Raw genomic sequence first — 16,697 nt, forward strand, 5'->3', positions numbered from 1 at the left:
TGATCTGACTGCAGGCCCCAGCCTATACGCTCCAGCTGAGGAACCGCTCAGACCGGGGCGTGCGAACGCTCATCAGCTCTGGTTGAAGAAGCTCGCCTGCGAATCTCCGTCGGCTTCGCTCTCACCGCTGACTTCGATGTTCTCCGGTGTGAGGAGGAACACCTTGTTCGTCACCCGTTCGATCGATCCGTGGAGTCCGAAGATCAGACCCGCGGAGAAGTCGACGAGGCGCTTCGAGTTGTTCTCGTCCATCTCGGAGAGATTCATGATCACCGGGGTGCCGTCGCGGAACGCGGCGCCGATGACCATGGCATCGTTGTAGCTGCGGGGATGGATGGTCTTGATGCGATTCATGGAGCTCCCTGGCGCCGGAGTGTCGACTGGACGAATCGGAGTCGGGTGAATGGGGGTCACCTGTGCCGGCGGCCGCTCCTCCCGGGCGACGGGCTCCTGCTCGGGCTCGTCGAAGGTCTCGATGACCTCGCGTCCGCGGCGCTCCTCACGACGGTCGTCGCGGGTCTGGCGCTCGACGGTCTCGTCGTCCTCTTCGACGAATCCCAGGTATTCGAGTGTTTTCTTGATTGCTGACATTCTCAACGCTCCTCGGCCTTCAGCGGTTCCACATCTGCGGCAAAACTATCGCACCGGAGAGCACGCGTCCCGGTGCCCCGCCGGTGTGTCGCCGGGAAATCTCCCCGACTTCCGGCTCACTGGAGCCAGATGACTCCCGCGAACCGACCGGTGCGCTGCTGCCGGCGGTAGGAGTAGAGGTCCTCGGATTCCTTCGTGCACGTCCGGGAGAAGTGGTCGATGACCGCTCCCTCCCGACGCAGCAGTTCGGCGACCGCGCCGGCGACGTCGAGGGCGGGAGTACCTGACACCGACACCGAGGCGGCCACGGGTTCGACGGCGGCCACCTCGTCGCGCAGTTCGGCGGGGACCTCGTAGCAGCGCGGGCAGACCGAGGGACCGATGACCGCATGGATGGTCTCGGCCCCGAGGGCGCGCATCCGCGCGAGCGTCTCCGGCACGACGCCGGCGGCCATCCCGGGGCGCCCGGCGTGGACGGCACCGATGACGCCTGCCTCGGTGTCGGCGAGGAGCACGGGGGTGCAGTCGGCGACCATGATGACGAGCCCGATTCCGGGCTGGGCGGTGACCTGGGCGTCCGCCTCGGCGCCGGCCCGGGCATCGGCGGGTGCGGTGACCTCGTGGACGGCGGTGCCGTGGACCTGGGATACGAAGCTGAGGCGCTCGGCACTGAGGCCGAGCACCTGAGCGAGCGCCGACCGGTTGGCGGCGACGAGCTCCTCGTCGTCACCGACGTGCCGGGCGAGGTTGAAGGAGGAGAAGTCCCCGCTCGAATATCCGCCGTGCCGGTCGGTGAAGGCGACGTGTGCCGTCTGCCGACCGGGCACGACGAACCTCGAGTGCAGCATGGCTTACTTGAGGAAGTCGGGGATGTCGAGGTCGTTGTCGAGGCTCGAGGTGCTCCGTTCGTTCGGCAGCGACGTGGGGATCTGGTGCTCCTCACGACGCGGCTCGGGAGCGGCGGCGGGCTCGGGGTCGGTGACCTCGACGCTCTCGGCCTCCGATTCGATGACCGGCGAGGACGACGCGGCGGCACCGGACGCGGCACCGACACCGGCGGGCACGGCCTCGACGACGTTGCCGTCCTGGCCGGGCACGGTGTTGTCGAAGCCGGCGGCGATGACGGTGACGCGGCACTCGTCGCCGATGTTGTCGTCGATGACGGCGCCGAAGATGATGTTCGCCTCGGGGTGGGCGGCCTCCTGGACGAGGCGCGCGGCCTCGTTGACCTCGAAGAGGCCGAGGTCGGCGCCGCCCTGGATGCAGAAGAGCACACCGTGGGCACCGTCGATGCTCGCTTCGAGCAGCGGCGAGGCGATCGCGGACTCCGCGGCCTGGACGGCGCGGTCGTCGCCGGTCGCGGCGCCGATGCCCATGAGCGCGGTGCCCGCGTCCTGCATGACGGACTTGACGTCGGCGAAGTCGAGGTTGATCAGTCCCGGCACGGAGATGAGGTCCGTGATGCCCTGGACACCGGAGCGCAGGACCTCGTCGGCGGAGCGGAAGGCCTCGACGACGGAGACGCTGCGGTCGGAGATCGAGAGCAGGCGGTCGTTGGGGATGACGATGAGGGTGTCGACCTCTTCGCGCAGCGCGGCGATGCCGGCTTCGGCCTGCGCCGAGCGGCGGCGGCCCTCGAACGTGAAGGGGCGGGTGACGACGCCGATCGTCAGGGCGCCGAGAGAGCGGGCGACCCGGGCGACGACGGGTGCCGCACCGGTTCCGGTGCCGCCGCCCTCACCGGCGGTGACGAAGACCATGTCCGCGCCTTCGAGGGCGTCGCGGATCGCGTCCTCGCTCGATTCGGCGGCCTTGCGGCCGATCTCCGGGTCCGCGCCGGCGCCGAGGCCGCGGGTCTGGTCGCGGCCGATCTCGAGCTTGACGTCGGCATCGGAGAGGACGAGGGCCTGCGCATCGGTGTTGATCGCGATGAATTCCACGCCCCGCAGGCCGACGTCGATCATCCTCTGGACAGCGTTGACACCGCCGCCGCCTGTGCCGGCGACTTTGATATCCGCTCCGGATTGTGGGAATTCAGCCAAGTCGGTTCCTCTTCTCACGCGCATCGTCCACGCGGTCTCAAGCGTGCATTGTTCGACGTCTCTCATCCTTCAGGCCGGTGGCCCAAGGCGATGACACTGCAACCATTCTCCCCGGAGAGCCGGAGTTCGGCCAGTTTCCTCCCCGGTGTGTCGGAGCATATCGGATCAGTCGGTGACGGGCACCGAGGGCACGGAGACGTCGATCTCGGTGCGGCCCTCGGCGGCGAGCTGGAGCGCGGTGCGCATCTTCAGGCTCGCGTCCTCGCTGTCGCCGAAGACGACGGAGGCCTGCGCGTCTCCGGTGTCGATCGTCCCCGACAGGCCCTGCTCGCTGTCGGCCTTCACGGTGGTCAGGCTGCCGCGCAGGTCCTCACCGAGGGTCGACATGAAGCGGATGACCGCGCTCACGGTCTCCTCGTCGGGGGTGTCCGCTTCGAGGACGGTGAGGCCGTCGGGGGCCGTGTCGACGGATCCGAGGTCGACCGCCTCGGCGTCGTAGAGGATGAAGCCGCCGGCTGAGGAGACCGCGACGACCGGGGTCCGGTCGGTGATCGTGATCCGCAGGCTCCGCGGTCCCGCGTAGTGGACGGAGGCGTCCTCGGCGCGGGGGAACTGCTTCTCGACCTCGGACTCGATCGTGCCCGGACGCAGCTGCGGCAGCGGTGTGCCGGCGTGTTCGGTCAGCACGAAGTCCGAGACCTCGGAGCCGGTGACGAGCTCGGTGTCCTCGACCTCGACGGCAGAGAGCGCGAGGACGGGTGAGAACCAGGCCACCGCGGCCAGCGCGAGCACCGCGACGACGATGCCGATCGCGGTCAGCCGTTTGGCCCACACCCGCCGGCGGCGGGCGCGGATGATCCCGGTGAGGTCGGCCGTCGAGTCGTCGCCGACTCGTGGGGGTGCGAGCGGCACGGGTCTCACTTCTCCAGGGCGGCGAGGATCTCGGGGCCGAGGATCGTCACATCGCCGGCGCCGACGGTGAGCACGAGGTCGCCGGGGCGCACGCGCTCGGCGACGAAGGGCACGGCGTCGGCGAAGGATTCGAGGAACGTCACATGCGAATGGGGGACGCGTTCGGCGATGAGGTTGCCGGTCACCCCGGGCACCGGATCCTCCCGGGCCGGGAAGACGTCGAGGACGACGACCTCGTCGGCGAGTCCGAGAGCCTCCCCGAACTCGGCTTTGAATTCCGCGGTGCGCGAGTAGAGGTGGGGCTGGAACACCGCCCACACGCGTCCCTCGTCGGTGACGACCCCACGGGCGGCGGTGAGCACCGCGCGCAGCTCGGTCGGGTGGTGGGCGTAGTCGTCGATGACCCGGACGCCGGCCGCGATCCCCCGCTCCTCGAAGCGGCGGCGGGTGCCGCCGTAGCCGGCGAGTCCGGCGGCGGCCTTCTCGACGTCGGCGCCGAGCGCGTGGGCCACGGCGACCGCGGCGGTCGCGTTGCGCGCGTTGTGGGCGCCGGGTTGGCGCAGGGTGATCGGCAGCGCGGTCCCCCGCCCGGGGATGACGAGTTCGAATTCCGAGCCGAGTCCCGAGACGAGGTCGACGATGCGGATGTCGGCGTCGTCGGCGGTGCCGTAGAGGAGGACGGCGGTGCCCTGACGGCGGGCCTCCTCGGCGACATCCCGGGAACCGGGGTCGTCGGCGCAGGCGATGACCGTGCCGCCGCGAGCGCCGATGCCGGCGGTGAAGTCGACGAAGGCCTGCCGGACGTTCTCCGCGGTGCCGTAGTGGTCGAGGTGGTCGGCTTCGACGTTGGTGAGGATCCCGATCGCCGGTTCGTAGAGGAGGAACGAGCCGTCCGATTCGTCCGCCTCGGCGACGAAGACATCACCGGTGCCGAGGTGGGCGTTCGTGCCTGTCGTCGAGAGCACCCCGCCGATGACGAACGAGGGGTCGAGCCCGCAGGCCTGGAGCGCGACGGTGGTCATCGACGTCGTCGTCGTCTTCCCGTGGGTGCCGGCCACGGCGACGGCGGTCCGGCCGGCCATGAGGGAGGCGAGGGCTCCGGAGCGGTGGAGGATCCGCAGGCCCCGCTGACGGGCGGCGACGAGTTCGGGGTTGTCGGCCCGGATCGCCGAGGACACGACGAGGGTGTCGGCAGCGCCGAGGTGGTCGGCGTCGTGGCCGATGTCGACGCGGGCGCCGAGCGCCCGGAGGATGTCGACGACGGCGGACTCCTTCGCGTCGGAGCCGGAGACCTCGACGCCGTTCATCGCCATGATCCGGGCGATCCCGGACATGCCCGACCCGCCGATGCCGATGAAGTGGACGGCGCCCAGTTCGGCGACGGGGACGATCTCGGACTGGCTCATGGTCATCCTCTCAGGGCGGCGGTCGTGATGTCGGCCATTGCGGCCGCGGCGTCGGTGGGGTAATGGAGGCCTCTGGCGGCGCGGCTCATCTGCTCAAGACGCGCCTCGTCGGCGATGAGCGGGAGGACGACGTCGGTGACCGTCGCCGCGGTGAAGTCGGCGTTGTCGACGATCTGCGAGCCGCCGGCGGCCGCGCTCGAGGCGGCGTTGAGCCGCTGTTCGCCGTTGCCGATCGGCAGCGGGACGTAGATCGCCGGGACCCCGACGACGGTCGTCTCGGCGACAGTGGCCGCCCCGGACCGGGCGACGAGGAGGTCGGCGGCCGCGTAGACCTTCTCCATTCCGTCGACGTAGTCGACGACATGGTAGTCGGGCAGCTCGGCTGTGGCCTGTCGCAGGGACTCGCCCTTGCCCGCGCCGGTGATGTGGAGGACCTGGATGCCTGCGGCCTGGCACGCCGCGGCTGCTTCCTCGAACGCCTCGTTGATCCGCTGGGCCCCCGAGGAGCCGCCGGTGACGACGAGGACGGGCAGGTCGGGACGCAGACCCAGCGCAGTCCGGGCGGCGTCCCGGACGCCGGGGTCGCTGCGGTCCAGGGTGGAGATCTGCGCGGGCATCGGCATCCCGACGAGCGTCGAGTTCCTCAGCGTCGTGTCGGGGAACGTCACCCCGACCCGTCCCGGCTTCGTCAGCATCGCGCCGAGGCGGTTCGCCATTCCCGGCTTCGCGTTCGCCTCGTGGATGATGATGGGCACCTTCGCCTGCTTCGCGGCGAGGTAGGCCGGCGGGCACACGTAGCCGCCGACGCCGACGACGGCGTCGACGCCGCGGTCGGCGATGATCCGGCGCACCGCGGCGATGTTGTCGGCGAACGCCTTCGGGAAGCGCAGGAGACCGGGGGTCAGCCGCCGCGGCATCGGCACCTTGTCGATCGTGACAAGCTCGAACCCGGCGGCGGGCACGATCGAGGTCTCGAGTCCGTCGGCGGTGCCGAGGGCGAACACATCGGCGCCGTCGAGGCGCTGCCGCAGTTCCTCGCCGATGGCCAGCATCGGCGAGATGTGGCCGGTGGTGCCGCCACCGGCCAGCAGGATGCTCGTCGTCATCTCACTCCTTCTTCTTCCGGCCGGGAGCTCTCCTGGCCAGGACGGCGAATGAGGACCGCACGCGGTCCTTGTGGGCGCGGATCGCCTCGGGGGCCCCCTTCTCCGTGCGCGCGAAGGAGAGGATGACTCCGACGGCGAGCAGGGAGGCGATGATCGAGGATCCGCCGTAGGACACGAACGGCAGGGGCAGCCCGATGACGGGCAGGAGGCCGGCGACGACGCCGACGTTGATGGCCGCCTGGCCGATGAGCCACGCGAAGAGGCCTGCCGTGGTGATCTTCGCGAACAGGCTCTCAGCGCGCAGCATGACGCGGATGAGGCCGAAGGCGAGGACGGTGAAGACGAGGAGGACGAGGATCGTGCCAACGAGGCCGAGCTCCTCGCCGATGATGGCGAAGATGAAGTCGTTGTGCGCTTCGGGCAGCCACGACCACTTCTCCCGGCTTGCCCCGAGGCCGACGCCGAACCAGCCGCCCGAGGCGAGTGAGAAGAGCCCGTGGTTGGACTGCCACGCCTGACCCGTCGTGTCGATCGCCGCCTGGTCGGCGTGCCCGGTGATCGCGAGGGCGAGACGGTCGAGCCGGTTCTCGGAGCTGAGCACGTAGAACGCGGTGACCGCCCCGAGGCCGGCGAGGAGGAGGAGGAAGTGCTTCATCGGGAAGCCGCCGATGAAGAGGCAGGCCAAGGCGATGGCCATGAGGACGAGTGCGGTGCCGAGGTCGTTGCCGGCGACGACGAGGCCGACGGCCACGGCGATGCCGGGCACGACGGGGATCATCGCGTGCGTGAACGTCGTCATCTTCCCGAACTTGTTCGCGAGCACGCAGCCGAGCCACACGGCCAGGGCGATCTTGAGGAACTCGGAGGGCTGGAGCTGGAAGGAGCCGAGCTGGATCCAGTTCGCGTTGCCCTTCGTCTCCTTGCCGAAGCCGGGAATGAACACGGCGGCCTGCATGAGCACCCCGAGGCCGATCGCCGGCCATGCGAGCTTCTTCCACAGGCTCAGCGGCACGAAGGACGCGGCGATGAGGAGGGCGAAGCCGACGGCCGCGAAGCCCGCCTGCTTGTTGAAGTACTCGAACGAGGAGCCCTCTCCCCCGTCGTACGACGTGATCGAGGAGGCCGAGAGCACCATGACGAGGCCGAGCCCGGTCAGCGCCACGACGGAGATGAGGATGAGGTAGTACGTCGCGAGCGGATTCGCGGAGATCGTCCGGTATTCGGCGACGACGGAACGCAGCAGCGCCCTGCCGGGAATCCCGCGCCGCCGTGTCGTCCCCGGCGCCGAGGCGGTCCCGGAGTCGGGTGCGCTCGTCACCTGAGCCTGCCCACCGGTGGTCGTCTGCGCGGTCGTCGGCGTCGCGCCGGTCGTCTTCGCGCTGGTCGTCTTCGTCCCGGACTTCTTCGCCCACGGCATCGTGGCTCTGGGCTTCTTCGCGGCAGGCTTCTGCGCGGCCGCCTTCTTGCCTTTGGGCTTCTTCGCGGCAGGCTTCTTCGCGGCAGCCGCGTTCGCACGCGACGCTGTTCCGCCCGCTGGAGTCGTCGTCTTTCCTCCGCGGTCGGTCCTGGTCGGGGCGTCGACCGGAGCCGAGTCCGCGCTCGGTCGGCGTCGCGTCGTGCTCTGCCGTCCCATGTCAGCGTCCTGGCAGCTGCTCGACGGCGTGGGCGAAGAGCTCGCCTCGGGTGCTGTAGTTGAGGAACTGGTCCATGCTCGCCGCGGCGGGGGCGAGCAGCACGGTGTCGCCGGGGACGGCGATCCTCCAGGCGGCGGCGACGGCGGCGTCCATGACGGCGGCGCCGCGGGCGGCGGGGTCGGTCCCCGGGTCCTCGGGCAACGGGTCGATGCGGACGATGTCGAGGTCGGGGGCGCCTGCGGCGGCGGCCGAGCGGAACGCCGCGTCGTCGGCGCCGATGAGGATGAGCGCCTTGAGCCGGTCGGCGTTGGCGGCGAAGAGCTCGGTGAAGTCCGCGCCCTTGGGCAGGCCGCCGGCGATCCACACGATGGGGTCGAAGCTCGCGAGCGATGCCGCGGCGGCGTGGGTGTTCGTCGCCTTCGAGTCATCGACCCAGCGGACGCCGTCGGTCTCGGCCACGGTGACCATGCGGTGGGCGCCGAGGGCATGGTTCTGCAGGCCCGCGGCGATCGCCTGGCCGGGCACGTCGATGCTGCGGGCGAGGGCGGCGGCGGCCAGCGCGTTGGCGATCTGGTGGTCGGCGGGTCGCTGTCCCGGGGTGCCTGCTGCCTGGGCGACGTCGGCGAGTGAGGCGATCTCGGCGGCAGCCGTGTACCGCTGCGGGATGAAGGCCCGGTCGACGAGGAGGTCGTCGACGACGCCGAGCTCACCGGGGGCGGGGATCCCGGTCGTGAAGCCGATCGCCCGGGCCCCGGCGACGACCTCGGCGTTCTCCACCATCGTCTTCGTCGCCGGGTCGGCGACGTTGTAGACGCAGGCGTCGCGGACGTGTTCGTAGATCTTCGCCTTGTCACGGGCGTACGCGTCGACGCTGCCGTGCCAGTCGACGTGGTCGGGGGCGAGGTTGAGGACGACCGCGGAGGTCGCCGACATCGAGAACTCCCAGTGGAGCTGGAAGCTCGAGAGTTCGATCGCAAGCACCTCGAGGCCGGGTTCGAGGACGGCTTCGAGGAGCGGGGCGCCGATGTTGCCGCACGCCTTCGCGCGCAGTCCCGCGGCGAGCAGCATCGACTCGAGCATCGTCGTCGTCGTGGTCTTCCCGTTCGTCCCGGTGATCGCCAGCCAGGCCGCGTCGTTCGTCCCGCGGATCCGCCACGCGAGTTCGACCTCGCCGATGACGGGGATGCCGGCGGCGATCGCCGCGGCGAGCACCGGCTGGTCCGGGGTCCATCCGGGTGAGGTGACGACGAGGTCGAACGTGCCCTCGGGCAGTCCGGTCACGGCCTCGGGTCCGCGGCGGATGTCGACGTCGAAGACCTCGAGGATTGCGGTCTTCTCCGCCATGTCCTTCGTCGCGTCCCCGTCGATGAGGACCACCTCGGCGCCGCGTTCGGCGAGGTGGACGGCGGCGGGGAACCCGGTGACGCCGAAGCCGGTGACGAGGATCCGCAGCCCGTTGAGCGACGACGTCGGTCCGCTCAGCGCCGCGGGGATCCGGTCGGCCAGCGGGTAGTCGGTTGCGAGGTCATCCGCCAATGCGCGCCACCCATTCGGCGTAGAAGAGGCAGACTCCGGCGATGACGAAGAGCGCGGCGATGATCCAGAACCGGACGACGATCGTCACCTCGGCCCACCCCTTGAGTTCGAAGTGGTGCTGGAGGGGCGCCATGCGGAAGACGCGTTTGCCGGTGGTCTTGAACGAGGCGACCTGGATGATCACGGAGAGGGTGATGATGACGAAGAGGCCGCCGAGGACGACGAGGAGCAGCTGGGTCCGGGACATGATCGCCAGGCCGGCGATGGCGCCGCCGATCGCGAGCGACCCGGTGTCGCCCATGAAGATCTTCGCCGGCGAGGTGTTCCACCACAGGAAGCCGAAGCAGGCGGCGGCCATGGCGCCGGCGACCATCGCGAGGTCGCGCGGATCGCGCATGTAGTAGCACGCGTTCGTCGCCTCGGACATGAGGTTGCAGTTCTGCGTCGACTGCCAGGTGCCGATGACGACGTAGGCGGCGAAGACGACGGCCGAGGCGCCGGCGGCGAGACCGTCGAGGCCGTCGGTGAGGTTGACGGCGTTCGACACGGCGGTGACGATGAGGTTCGCCCAGATGATGAAGAGGACGAGGCCGAGCGCGCCGCCGGCGAAGGCGAGATCGAGGTTCGTGTCCCGGATGAAGGAGATCTTCGTCGACGCCGGGGTCTCCCCGAACGAGTTGGGGAACTGGAGGGCCATGACGGCGAACGAGATGCCGACGAAGGCCTGGCCGAGCAGCTTCGGCACGGGGCGCAGACCGAGGGAGCGCTGCTTCCTGATCTTGATGAAGTCGTCGAGGAAGCCGACGATGCCGAGGCCGGCGGCCAGCCACAGGACGAGGAGTCCCGAGGCGGTGGGCACCGAACCGGTGAGCAGATGGCCGAGGAGGTAGGCGATGATCGCGGCGCCGATGATGACGACACCGCCCATCGTCGGGGTTCCGCGTTTCGTCGCGTGCGTCGTCGGGCCGTCGTCACGGACGAACTGACCATAGCCGCGCTTGACGAGGACCCGGATGAAGAGCGGGGTCCCGACGAGCGCGAGGACGAGTGCGACACAGGCCGCGAGCAGCACCGCGATCATTGGGCCCCCGAGACGCCGGCGATGTCGTCCCCGAGATACCGCAGGCCGGCATCGCGTGAGGACTTGAACAGAACGATGTCGCCGGCGGTGAGCTCTGCGGTGAGCAGATCCTTCGCTTCGGCGGCAGTGGCCACCCACGACGCCTCATTGCCCCACGAGCCTTCGAGGTTCGCGGCGTTGAAGATCGGCTTGGCGCCCTCTCCGACGACGATGGTGCGGGTGATGTTGAGGCGGACGACGAGTTCGCCGATGTCGGCATGGGCGCTGATCGACTCGTCGCCGAGTTCGAGCATCTCCCCGAGCACGGCGAAGGTCCGCCGGGGGCGGGACTCCTCGTCGCCGCGGCCCATCGCCGCGAGCGCCTTGAGCGAGGCGCGCATCGATTCGGGATTGGCGTTGTAGGCGTCGTTGAGCACGGTGACGCCGCTCGGCGAATCGATGAGCTCCATCCGCCACCGGCTCGCCGCAGACGAGGTCGCGAGCGTCGTGACGATCGACTTCACACCGACCCCGCACGCGGACGCGACGGCGGCAGCGGCCAGCGCGTTGCCGACGTGGTGTTCGCCGACGAGGGCCAGGCGCACCTCCTGCGGTTCCTCCCCGGGCAGGTGGAGGACGAACGAGGGGTGGCCGGAGGCGTCGGTGGAGACTCCCGTCGCCCGCACCACGGCGTCGTCGGCGCCGACCCAGTCGGGCAGCGACTCGCGCTGGGAGAACCACAGCGTCGTCACGTCGGGGGCGAGCACCTCGTGCATCGCCGCGACCCGGGGGTCATCGGCGTTGAGCACGGCCGTCCCGCCGGCGATGAGGGATTCGACGAGTTCGGCCTTCGCCCGGGCCGTGTTCTCGATCGACCCGAAGACTCCGGAGTGGGCGGTGCCCACGGCGAGTTCGACGGCGATGTCGGGACGCACGAGGCCGGTGAGATAGGCGAGGTTGCCGATCGACCGGGCGCCCATCTCGAGGACGAGGAATCGGGTCTCCTCGTCGGCGCGCAGGGCTGTGAGCGGAACCCCGACCTCGTTGTTGTACGAGTTCGGGGGCCACACGGTCGGGGCCGCACCGGCGAGGAGATCGGCGGCGAGGTCCTTGACCGTCGTCTTCCCGACGGAGCCGGTGATGGCGATGACGGTGATCTCGCCAGAGGCCCGCAGCGCCTCGACGCTCGCACTCGCCAGCCGCCCGAGCGCCTCGGTGGCGTCGGAGACGAGGACGGTGGGCAGAGGCTGGTCGTCGACGGTGGGCACGGATTCGCCGATGATCAGTGCGGCACCGGCCTCGACGGCGGCGGCGGCGAACTCGATGCCGTCGACGTTCTCGCCGCGGCGGGCCACGTAGATGTCGCCGGGTCCGACTTCGCGGGAGTCGGTGACGACTCCGGCACTCAACAGGGATTCGGGGTCTACGCCGTACAACTCGCCGTTGACGGCGGTTGCGATGTCGGCTGCACTCAGTCGCTTCATATCAACTGTGAACTTTACCTGTTTCCGGACCGCCGAGTCGCGCAGTCAGCGCCGAGCGTGTCCGGGTGCGGTCATCGAATTCGGTGACGACGGCGCCGATCGTCTGGCCGGTTTCATGCCCCTTGCCCGCGATGAGCACGGTCGTTGCAGGGTCTGCTGTCGCAATCGCTGTGTCGATGGCCTCGCCCCGATCGGCGATTTCGATGACCTTCTTCACACGCGCGTCGCCGGACGAGACAGCCGCCTCGATCCCCTCCCGCACGGCCGCCCGGATCGCGGCGGGATCCTCGGTGCGCGGGTTGTCGTCGGTGAGAACGATCACATCGGCTCCGCGCGCCGCCGCCTCGCCCATGCCGAAGCGCTTGCCGGGGTCGCGGTCCCCGCCGGCGCCGAAGACGATGACGAGCTCGTCGCTGTCGGCGTCGAGGGAGGCCAGGGCCTTCTCGATGGCATCGGGGGTGTGCGAGTAGTCGACGATCGCCCGGGGCAGCCCGGTCGCCGGTGCCGGGTCGACGTCGATGATCTCCATGCGGCCGGGCACGGCGGCGGTGAAGGTCCGGCCGATCTCCGCCAGGTCGGCAGGGGCGAGGCCCGCTTCGACGAGCATGGCCGCAGCCAGCGCGGTGTTCGTCACGTTGAAGTCACCGGGCAGGGGTGAGCGCAGCGGGATCGGCGTCCCGTCGCCGAGGCGGAGGGTGAAGTCCGACTCCCCCGGCACGTGGTCGATGCGCAGCTCGCTGCGGTCGTCGCGACCGAGCGTGCGCACGGGGATCTGCGCGGCCTCGGCCATCCGCTCCCCCCAGGCGTCCTCGATGACGATGACGGCGCGGTCGGAGAAGGCGCGGGTGAAGAGCAGGGCCTTGGCCGCGAAGTACTCGTCCATCGAGTGGTGGAAGTCGAGGTGGTCCTGGGAGAGGTTCGTGAATCCGGCGACGGCGAAGTGGGCGCCGTCGACGCGGTGCTGGGTGAGCGCATGCGAGGAGACCTCCATCGCGCAGGTGTCGACGTCGGCCGCGCGCATCTTCGCGAACAGGGCGTGGAGTTCGGGAGCCTCGGGGGTCGTGCGGACGCTCGGCACCGCGGTGCCGGCGATGAGGGTCGCGACGGTGCCGATCACCCCGGTGCGTCGCCCGAGCGCCTCGAGCAGACCGGCGAGCAGGTACGTCGTCGTCGTCTTCCCGTTCGTCCCGGTCACGCCGAGGAGCTCCGGGGTCACCGAGGTGCCGTAGATCGCGGCGGAGACGAAGCCGAGCACGCCCCGGGGGTCATCGACGATGAGTCCGGTCACCTCGGCGAGCTGGTCCTCCGGCACGTCGGTGCTGATGATCTCCCAGCCGGCGGGGTCGGTGAGGATCGCCGTGACTCCGCGGGCGACGAGGTCGGCGGCGAAGCGGGCGCCGTGGACGTTCGCGCCGGGCAGGGCGGCGTAGAGCTGGCCCGGGGCGACGGTGCGCGAGTCGTGGGAGACCCCGGCGACCTCGCGTTCGGGGTCGCCGTGGATCGTGCCGGGGGCTGCGGGGAGCAGCTGGGAGATGCGCATCATTTCCATTCTCGTGGCGGGAGCTGGGGCTGTTCCGTGGATGGGGGGATCTTGTAGTGCCGCATCGCGAAGCCGGCGACGTCGGAGAACACGGGCGCGGCGGCGGTACCACCGTAGTAGCCGTCGCGGGGGCGCTGCAAAGTCACGGAGATCGCGAACTTCGGGTCCTCGGCGGGGATGACGCCGACGAACGAGGCCGTGTAGCCGTCGTAGCCGCTGCCGTCGGCGGCCGGCGCCTGGGCGGTGCCCGTCTTGCCCGCGACCCGGTAGCCGGACACGGCAGCGGACTTGCCGGTGCCCTCGGCGACGACGCCCTCGAGCATCGCCAGGGTCTGGTCGGCGGCCTTCTCGCTGACGACCCGCGTGGGCTCTCCGGCGGGGACCGGGATGGTCTTGCCCGACGGGGAGATCGTGCCGTCGACGAGGCGGGCGGGAACGCTCACTCCCCCGTTGGCGATCGTCGCGATCACCGAGGTGGTCTGCAGGGCGTTCGCGGCCATGCCCTGGCCGAACATCACGGTGTACTTCGTGCGCCCGTCCCAGTCCTCGTAGGGGTGGAGGATGCCGCCGGTCTCGCCCGGGAAGTCGACCGCGGACTTCGAGCCGAATCCGAACTTCTTGAGGTACTCGTAGCGCTGGGCCTCGGTGAGCGCCTGACCGGCGAGGATCGTTCCCGTGTTCGAGGATTCGGCGAGGATGCCGGCGAACGTGAGCTTCTGATCGGGGTGCGGGGAGGAGTCGCGGAACTCCTCGTCGTTGGGCGCCGTCCACGTGTCGGGGACCGTGAACTCCTGGTCGGGGGTGACGAGTCCCTGGTCGAGGAGAGCGGCGGCGGTGACCATCTTCGCCGTCGACCCGGGTTCGAAGACGTCGGTGAAGATCCGCGAACCGCGATCGTCGCCGTCGACCTTGCCGGGGTTGTTCGGGTCGACGGTCGGGGCGTCGGCGGCGGTGACGATCCTGCCGGTGCCGATCTCCTCGATGACGATCGAGCCGGATTCGGCCTTGCGGGCCTTGACCTGCTCCTCGATCGCCTGCTGGGCGTAGTACTGCATCGCGGGATTGATCGTCGTGCGGATGCCGGAGCCGTCCACGGCGTTCTCGATGTTGTTGTCGCCGAGCGGGATGATCTCCCCGCGTGCCCCGCGCTCGTACTGCTGCTTGCCGTCGCGGCCGCTGAGCTCCTCATCGAAGGAGAGTTCGAGTCCCGCCTGCGCCTGGCCGTCGGAGCTGAGGAACCCGACGAGGTTGCCGGCGATCGCCCCGGACGGGTACGAGCGCACCGCGTACTCCTCGGCGGAGATGCCGAGGATGCCGAGGTCGTCGATCTCCCGCCACGTCTCCGAGGTCAGACCCTTGGCGACCGGGTTCCACCGCTTGTCCCCGACGAGTTCGGGGTAGAGGAGACCCGGGTCGGTGTCGAGCGGGCCGGCGAGCGCCTCGGCTGCCCCCCACGCGCCGACGAGCTTGCCGTCGACCTTGTACTGGGCGACGTTCTGCTGGTCGACGACGACCTGGTAGCGGGAGACGCTGTCGGCGAGCACGGTGCCGTCGGATGCGACGATCTGACCGCGGTCGGCGGGCAGGGTGCGGGTGACGAGGCGGTTGGCCAGGGCCTGTTCGGCGAGCTTCATCGAATCCATGCCCTGGATCGAGATGAGGCGCACCCCGGTGATGACGAGGACGAGAGCCGAGAAGGCTGCGATGACCGCGACACGGCGACGGAGGTTGGGAGTCTTCTTCGCCTTGCGTGTCCGCGGGGCCATACTTCGTCCTTACCTCATCGGCTCAAATCTCTGTCACTGCCGTCGCCTGCTGTGCGGGCCGCTCACTTGGGAGCGACCTGCGCGGGAGGCGCGATGTCCTTGCTGGGGCTGCCGCCGACGACGGGCAGCGTCTCATCCGATCGTAGATTGGGCCGGAGGTCTTCCCTGGTATCGGCGCGCGGTCCGGGCACAACTGCCGGTTCCTTGTCTCCGCTCTCGTCGATCGGCGGGGCGTCGATGACCTTCCCGGTCTTCGCGTCGAGGAACTCCGGGGAGGTGTCGCGGACGAGTCCGAGCTCCTCTGCGGCCTTCGCGATGTTCTGCGGGGACTCGCGGTAGGAGTTGTCCTCGACGAGGCGGTCCTTCTCCTCGGCGAGCTGCTCCTTCTGCGCCCCGAGCTGATCGATCTGGTAAGAGGTGTTGGAGATGTAGATGTTGAGCAGGAGGACGGCGACGAGCGCGGTGACGAGGATGCCCAGGCACAGCAGTGAGAAGGGCAGCTTCGACTTCGGCAGTTCGAACTTCAGCAGCCGCAGGCGCGGCGCCGGCGTCGTCGTCGCCGGTGTGCGGTGCTGTGGCCGGGTGACGGCTGGGGCGTGACTCACGGCTGTGCCTCCCTGATCTTCTCGACGGCGCGCAGGCGCACGCTCTTGGCGCGGGGATTGCTCTCCGCTTCTTCCTCATCGGCGACTTCGGCGCCGCGCACGATCTCCCGCAGCCACGGTTGCATGTGCTCGGGCACGACGGGCAGGTCCGGTGGGGCCTGGGTGTGGGTGCCGGCGCGGAAGATCTTCTTGACGATCGTGTCCTCGAGCGACTGGTAGGACTCGATGACGGCAACACCGCCGAGGTGGAGGGCATCGAGCGCTGCCGGCAGCGCGGTCCGCAGCACCCCGAGTTCGTCGTTGACCTCGATCCGCAGCGCCTGGAACGTCCGCTTGGCCGGGTGGGAGCGCTTCTTCGTGTCGGGCAGGACGCGGGTGAGCATCGCCGCGAGCTGATCCGAGGTCGTCCACGGCGTCTGGCCGCGGTCGGCGACGATGATCTTCGCGATCTTCCCGGCCATCTTCTCCTCCCCGTAGTCCCGGAGGATGCGGCGGAGGTCGGCCTCGGAGTAGGTCGCGAGCACCTCGGCGGCGGTCAGTGTCTGGGTCTGGTCCATCCGCATGTCCAGCGGCGCCGGACGGGAGTAGGAGAACCCGCGCTCGTCCTCGTCGAGTTGGAGGGAGGAGACGCCGAGGTCGAGGAGGATCGCGCTGATCGCGTCGATCCCGAGGTCGTCGAGGACGTTCGGGAGCTCGTCGTCGACGGCGTGGACGATGTCGGTGCGGTCGGCGAACGGCTGCAGGCGCGCACTGGCGATCGCGATGGCGTCCTGGTCGCGGTCGAGGCCGACGAGGTGGACGTCTGGGAAGGCTGTGAGCACCGCCTCGGCGTGACCGCCCATCCCGAGCGTGCCGTCGACGACGACAGGGGTGATGCCCTGTGCCCGGGCCGCCGCGACGCCGACGCCGATGAGCTCGACCACGCGGGCCAGGAGCACTGGCACATGCTGTGCGTTCATGGTCGAGCCCTTCGTGCGTGGTCGTCGGTGTGTGTCGGTGGCCGTCTGAACCGGCC

At 69.9% G+C, this 16,697-nt stretch carries 14 protein-coding genes; all 14 read right to left on the reverse strand.

Features of this window, described 5'->3' with window-relative positions; all coding sequences use genetic code 11:
- Positions 1-72 precede the first annotated feature (72 nt).
- Positions 73-591, reverse strand: a complete 519-nt coding sequence (locus FJ887_RS08940; RefSeq protein WP_137826373.1) for a cell division protein SepF — start codon at positions 589-591, stop codon at positions 73-75.
- 116 nt (positions 592-707) lie between these two features.
- Positions 708-1,439: a peptidoglycan editing factor PgeF gene (pgeF, locus tag FJ887_RS08945; protein WP_140954941.1), complete on the reverse strand. Its 732-nt coding sequence runs from the start codon at positions 1,437-1,439 to the stop codon at positions 708-710.
- A 3-nt stretch (positions 1,440-1,442) separates the two neighbouring features.
- Positions 1,443-2,633, reverse strand: a complete 1,191-nt coding sequence (gene ftsZ / locus FJ887_RS08950) for a cell division protein FtsZ (protein ID WP_137826371.1) — start codon at positions 2,631-2,633, stop codon at positions 1,443-1,445.
- A gap of 165 nt (positions 2,634-2,798) precedes the next feature.
- The gene (locus FJ887_RS08955; protein ID WP_137826370.1) at positions 2,799-3,545 is read right to left on the reverse strand and encodes a cell division protein FtsQ/DivIB; all 747 of its coding nucleotides are present in this window, start codon (positions 3,543-3,545) and stop codon (positions 2,799-2,801) included.
- Positions 3,546-3,550: 5 nt separating this feature from the next.
- Positions 3,551-4,951, reverse strand: coding sequence for a UDP-N-acetylmuramate--L-alanine ligase (murC, locus tag FJ887_RS08960; protein WP_137826369.1), 1,401 nt, complete (start codon positions 4,949-4,951; stop codon positions 3,551-3,553).
- A gap of 2 nt (positions 4,952-4,953) precedes the next feature.
- The gene (locus FJ887_RS08965) at positions 4,954-6,057 is read right to left on the reverse strand and encodes a UDP-N-acetylglucosamine--N-acetylmuramyl-(pentapeptide) pyrophosphoryl-undecaprenol N-acetylglucosamine transferase (RefSeq protein WP_137826368.1); all 1,104 of its coding nucleotides are present in this window, start codon (positions 6,055-6,057) and stop codon (positions 4,954-4,956) included.
- A 1-nt stretch (position 6,058) separates the two neighbouring features.
- On the reverse strand, positions 6,059-7,690 hold the full coding sequence (gene ftsW, locus FJ887_RS08970) for a putative lipid II flippase FtsW (RefSeq protein ID WP_249356852.1): 1,632 nt from the start codon (positions 7,688-7,690) through the stop codon (positions 6,059-6,061).
- A 1-nt stretch (position 7,691) separates the two neighbouring features.
- On the reverse strand, positions 7,692-9,227 hold the full coding sequence (gene murD / locus FJ887_RS08975) for a UDP-N-acetylmuramoyl-L-alanine--D-glutamate ligase (RefSeq protein WP_137826367.1): 1,536 nt from the start codon (positions 9,225-9,227) through the stop codon (positions 7,692-7,694).
- The gene (gene mraY, locus FJ887_RS08980) at positions 9,217-10,308 is read right to left on the reverse strand and encodes a phospho-N-acetylmuramoyl-pentapeptide-transferase (RefSeq protein WP_137826366.1); all 1,092 of its coding nucleotides are present in this window, start codon (positions 10,306-10,308) and stop codon (positions 9,217-9,219) included. Before mraY ends, murD begins: the two co-directional genes overlap by 11 nt.
- Complete coding sequence (locus tag FJ887_RS08985; protein ID WP_140954940.1) at positions 10,305-11,771, reverse strand: UDP-N-acetylmuramoyl-tripeptide--D-alanyl-D-alanine ligase; 1,467 nt, start codon at positions 11,769-11,771, stop codon at positions 10,305-10,307. Before FJ887_RS08985 ends, mraY begins: the two co-directional genes overlap by 4 nt.
- Position 11,772: 1 nt before the next feature.
- Positions 11,773-13,314 (reverse strand): UDP-N-acetylmuramoyl-L-alanyl-D-glutamate--2,6-diaminopimelate ligase, encoded by a 1,542-nt coding sequence (locus FJ887_RS08990; RefSeq protein ID WP_137826364.1) that lies wholly within the window; start codon positions 13,312-13,314, stop codon positions 11,773-11,775.
- Positions 13,311-15,077: a peptidoglycan D,D-transpeptidase FtsI family protein gene (locus FJ887_RS08995; RefSeq protein WP_137826363.1), complete on the reverse strand. Its 1,767-nt coding sequence runs from the start codon at positions 15,075-15,077 to the stop codon at positions 13,311-13,313. Before FJ887_RS08995 ends, FJ887_RS08990 begins: the two co-directional genes overlap by 4 nt.
- Positions 15,078-15,139: 62 nt before the next feature.
- A complete protein-coding gene (gene ftsL / locus FJ887_RS09000; RefSeq protein WP_249356850.1) occupies positions 15,140-15,682 on the reverse strand; it encodes a cell division protein FtsL in 543 nt (180 codons plus the stop codon).
- On the reverse strand, positions 15,679-16,641 hold the full coding sequence (rsmH, locus tag FJ887_RS09005) for a 16S rRNA (cytosine(1402)-N(4))-methyltransferase RsmH (protein ID WP_137826362.1): 963 nt from the start codon (positions 16,639-16,641) through the stop codon (positions 15,679-15,681). The genes ftsL and rsmH overlap by 4 nt, the downstream gene beginning before the upstream one ends.
- Positions 16,642-16,697 lie beyond the last annotated feature (56 nt).

The sequence above is a fragment of the Brevibacterium sp. XM4083 genome (assembly GCF_006489205.2).
Taxonomy (GTDB): Bacteria; Actinomycetota; Actinomycetes; order Actinomycetales; family Brevibacteriaceae; genus Brevibacterium.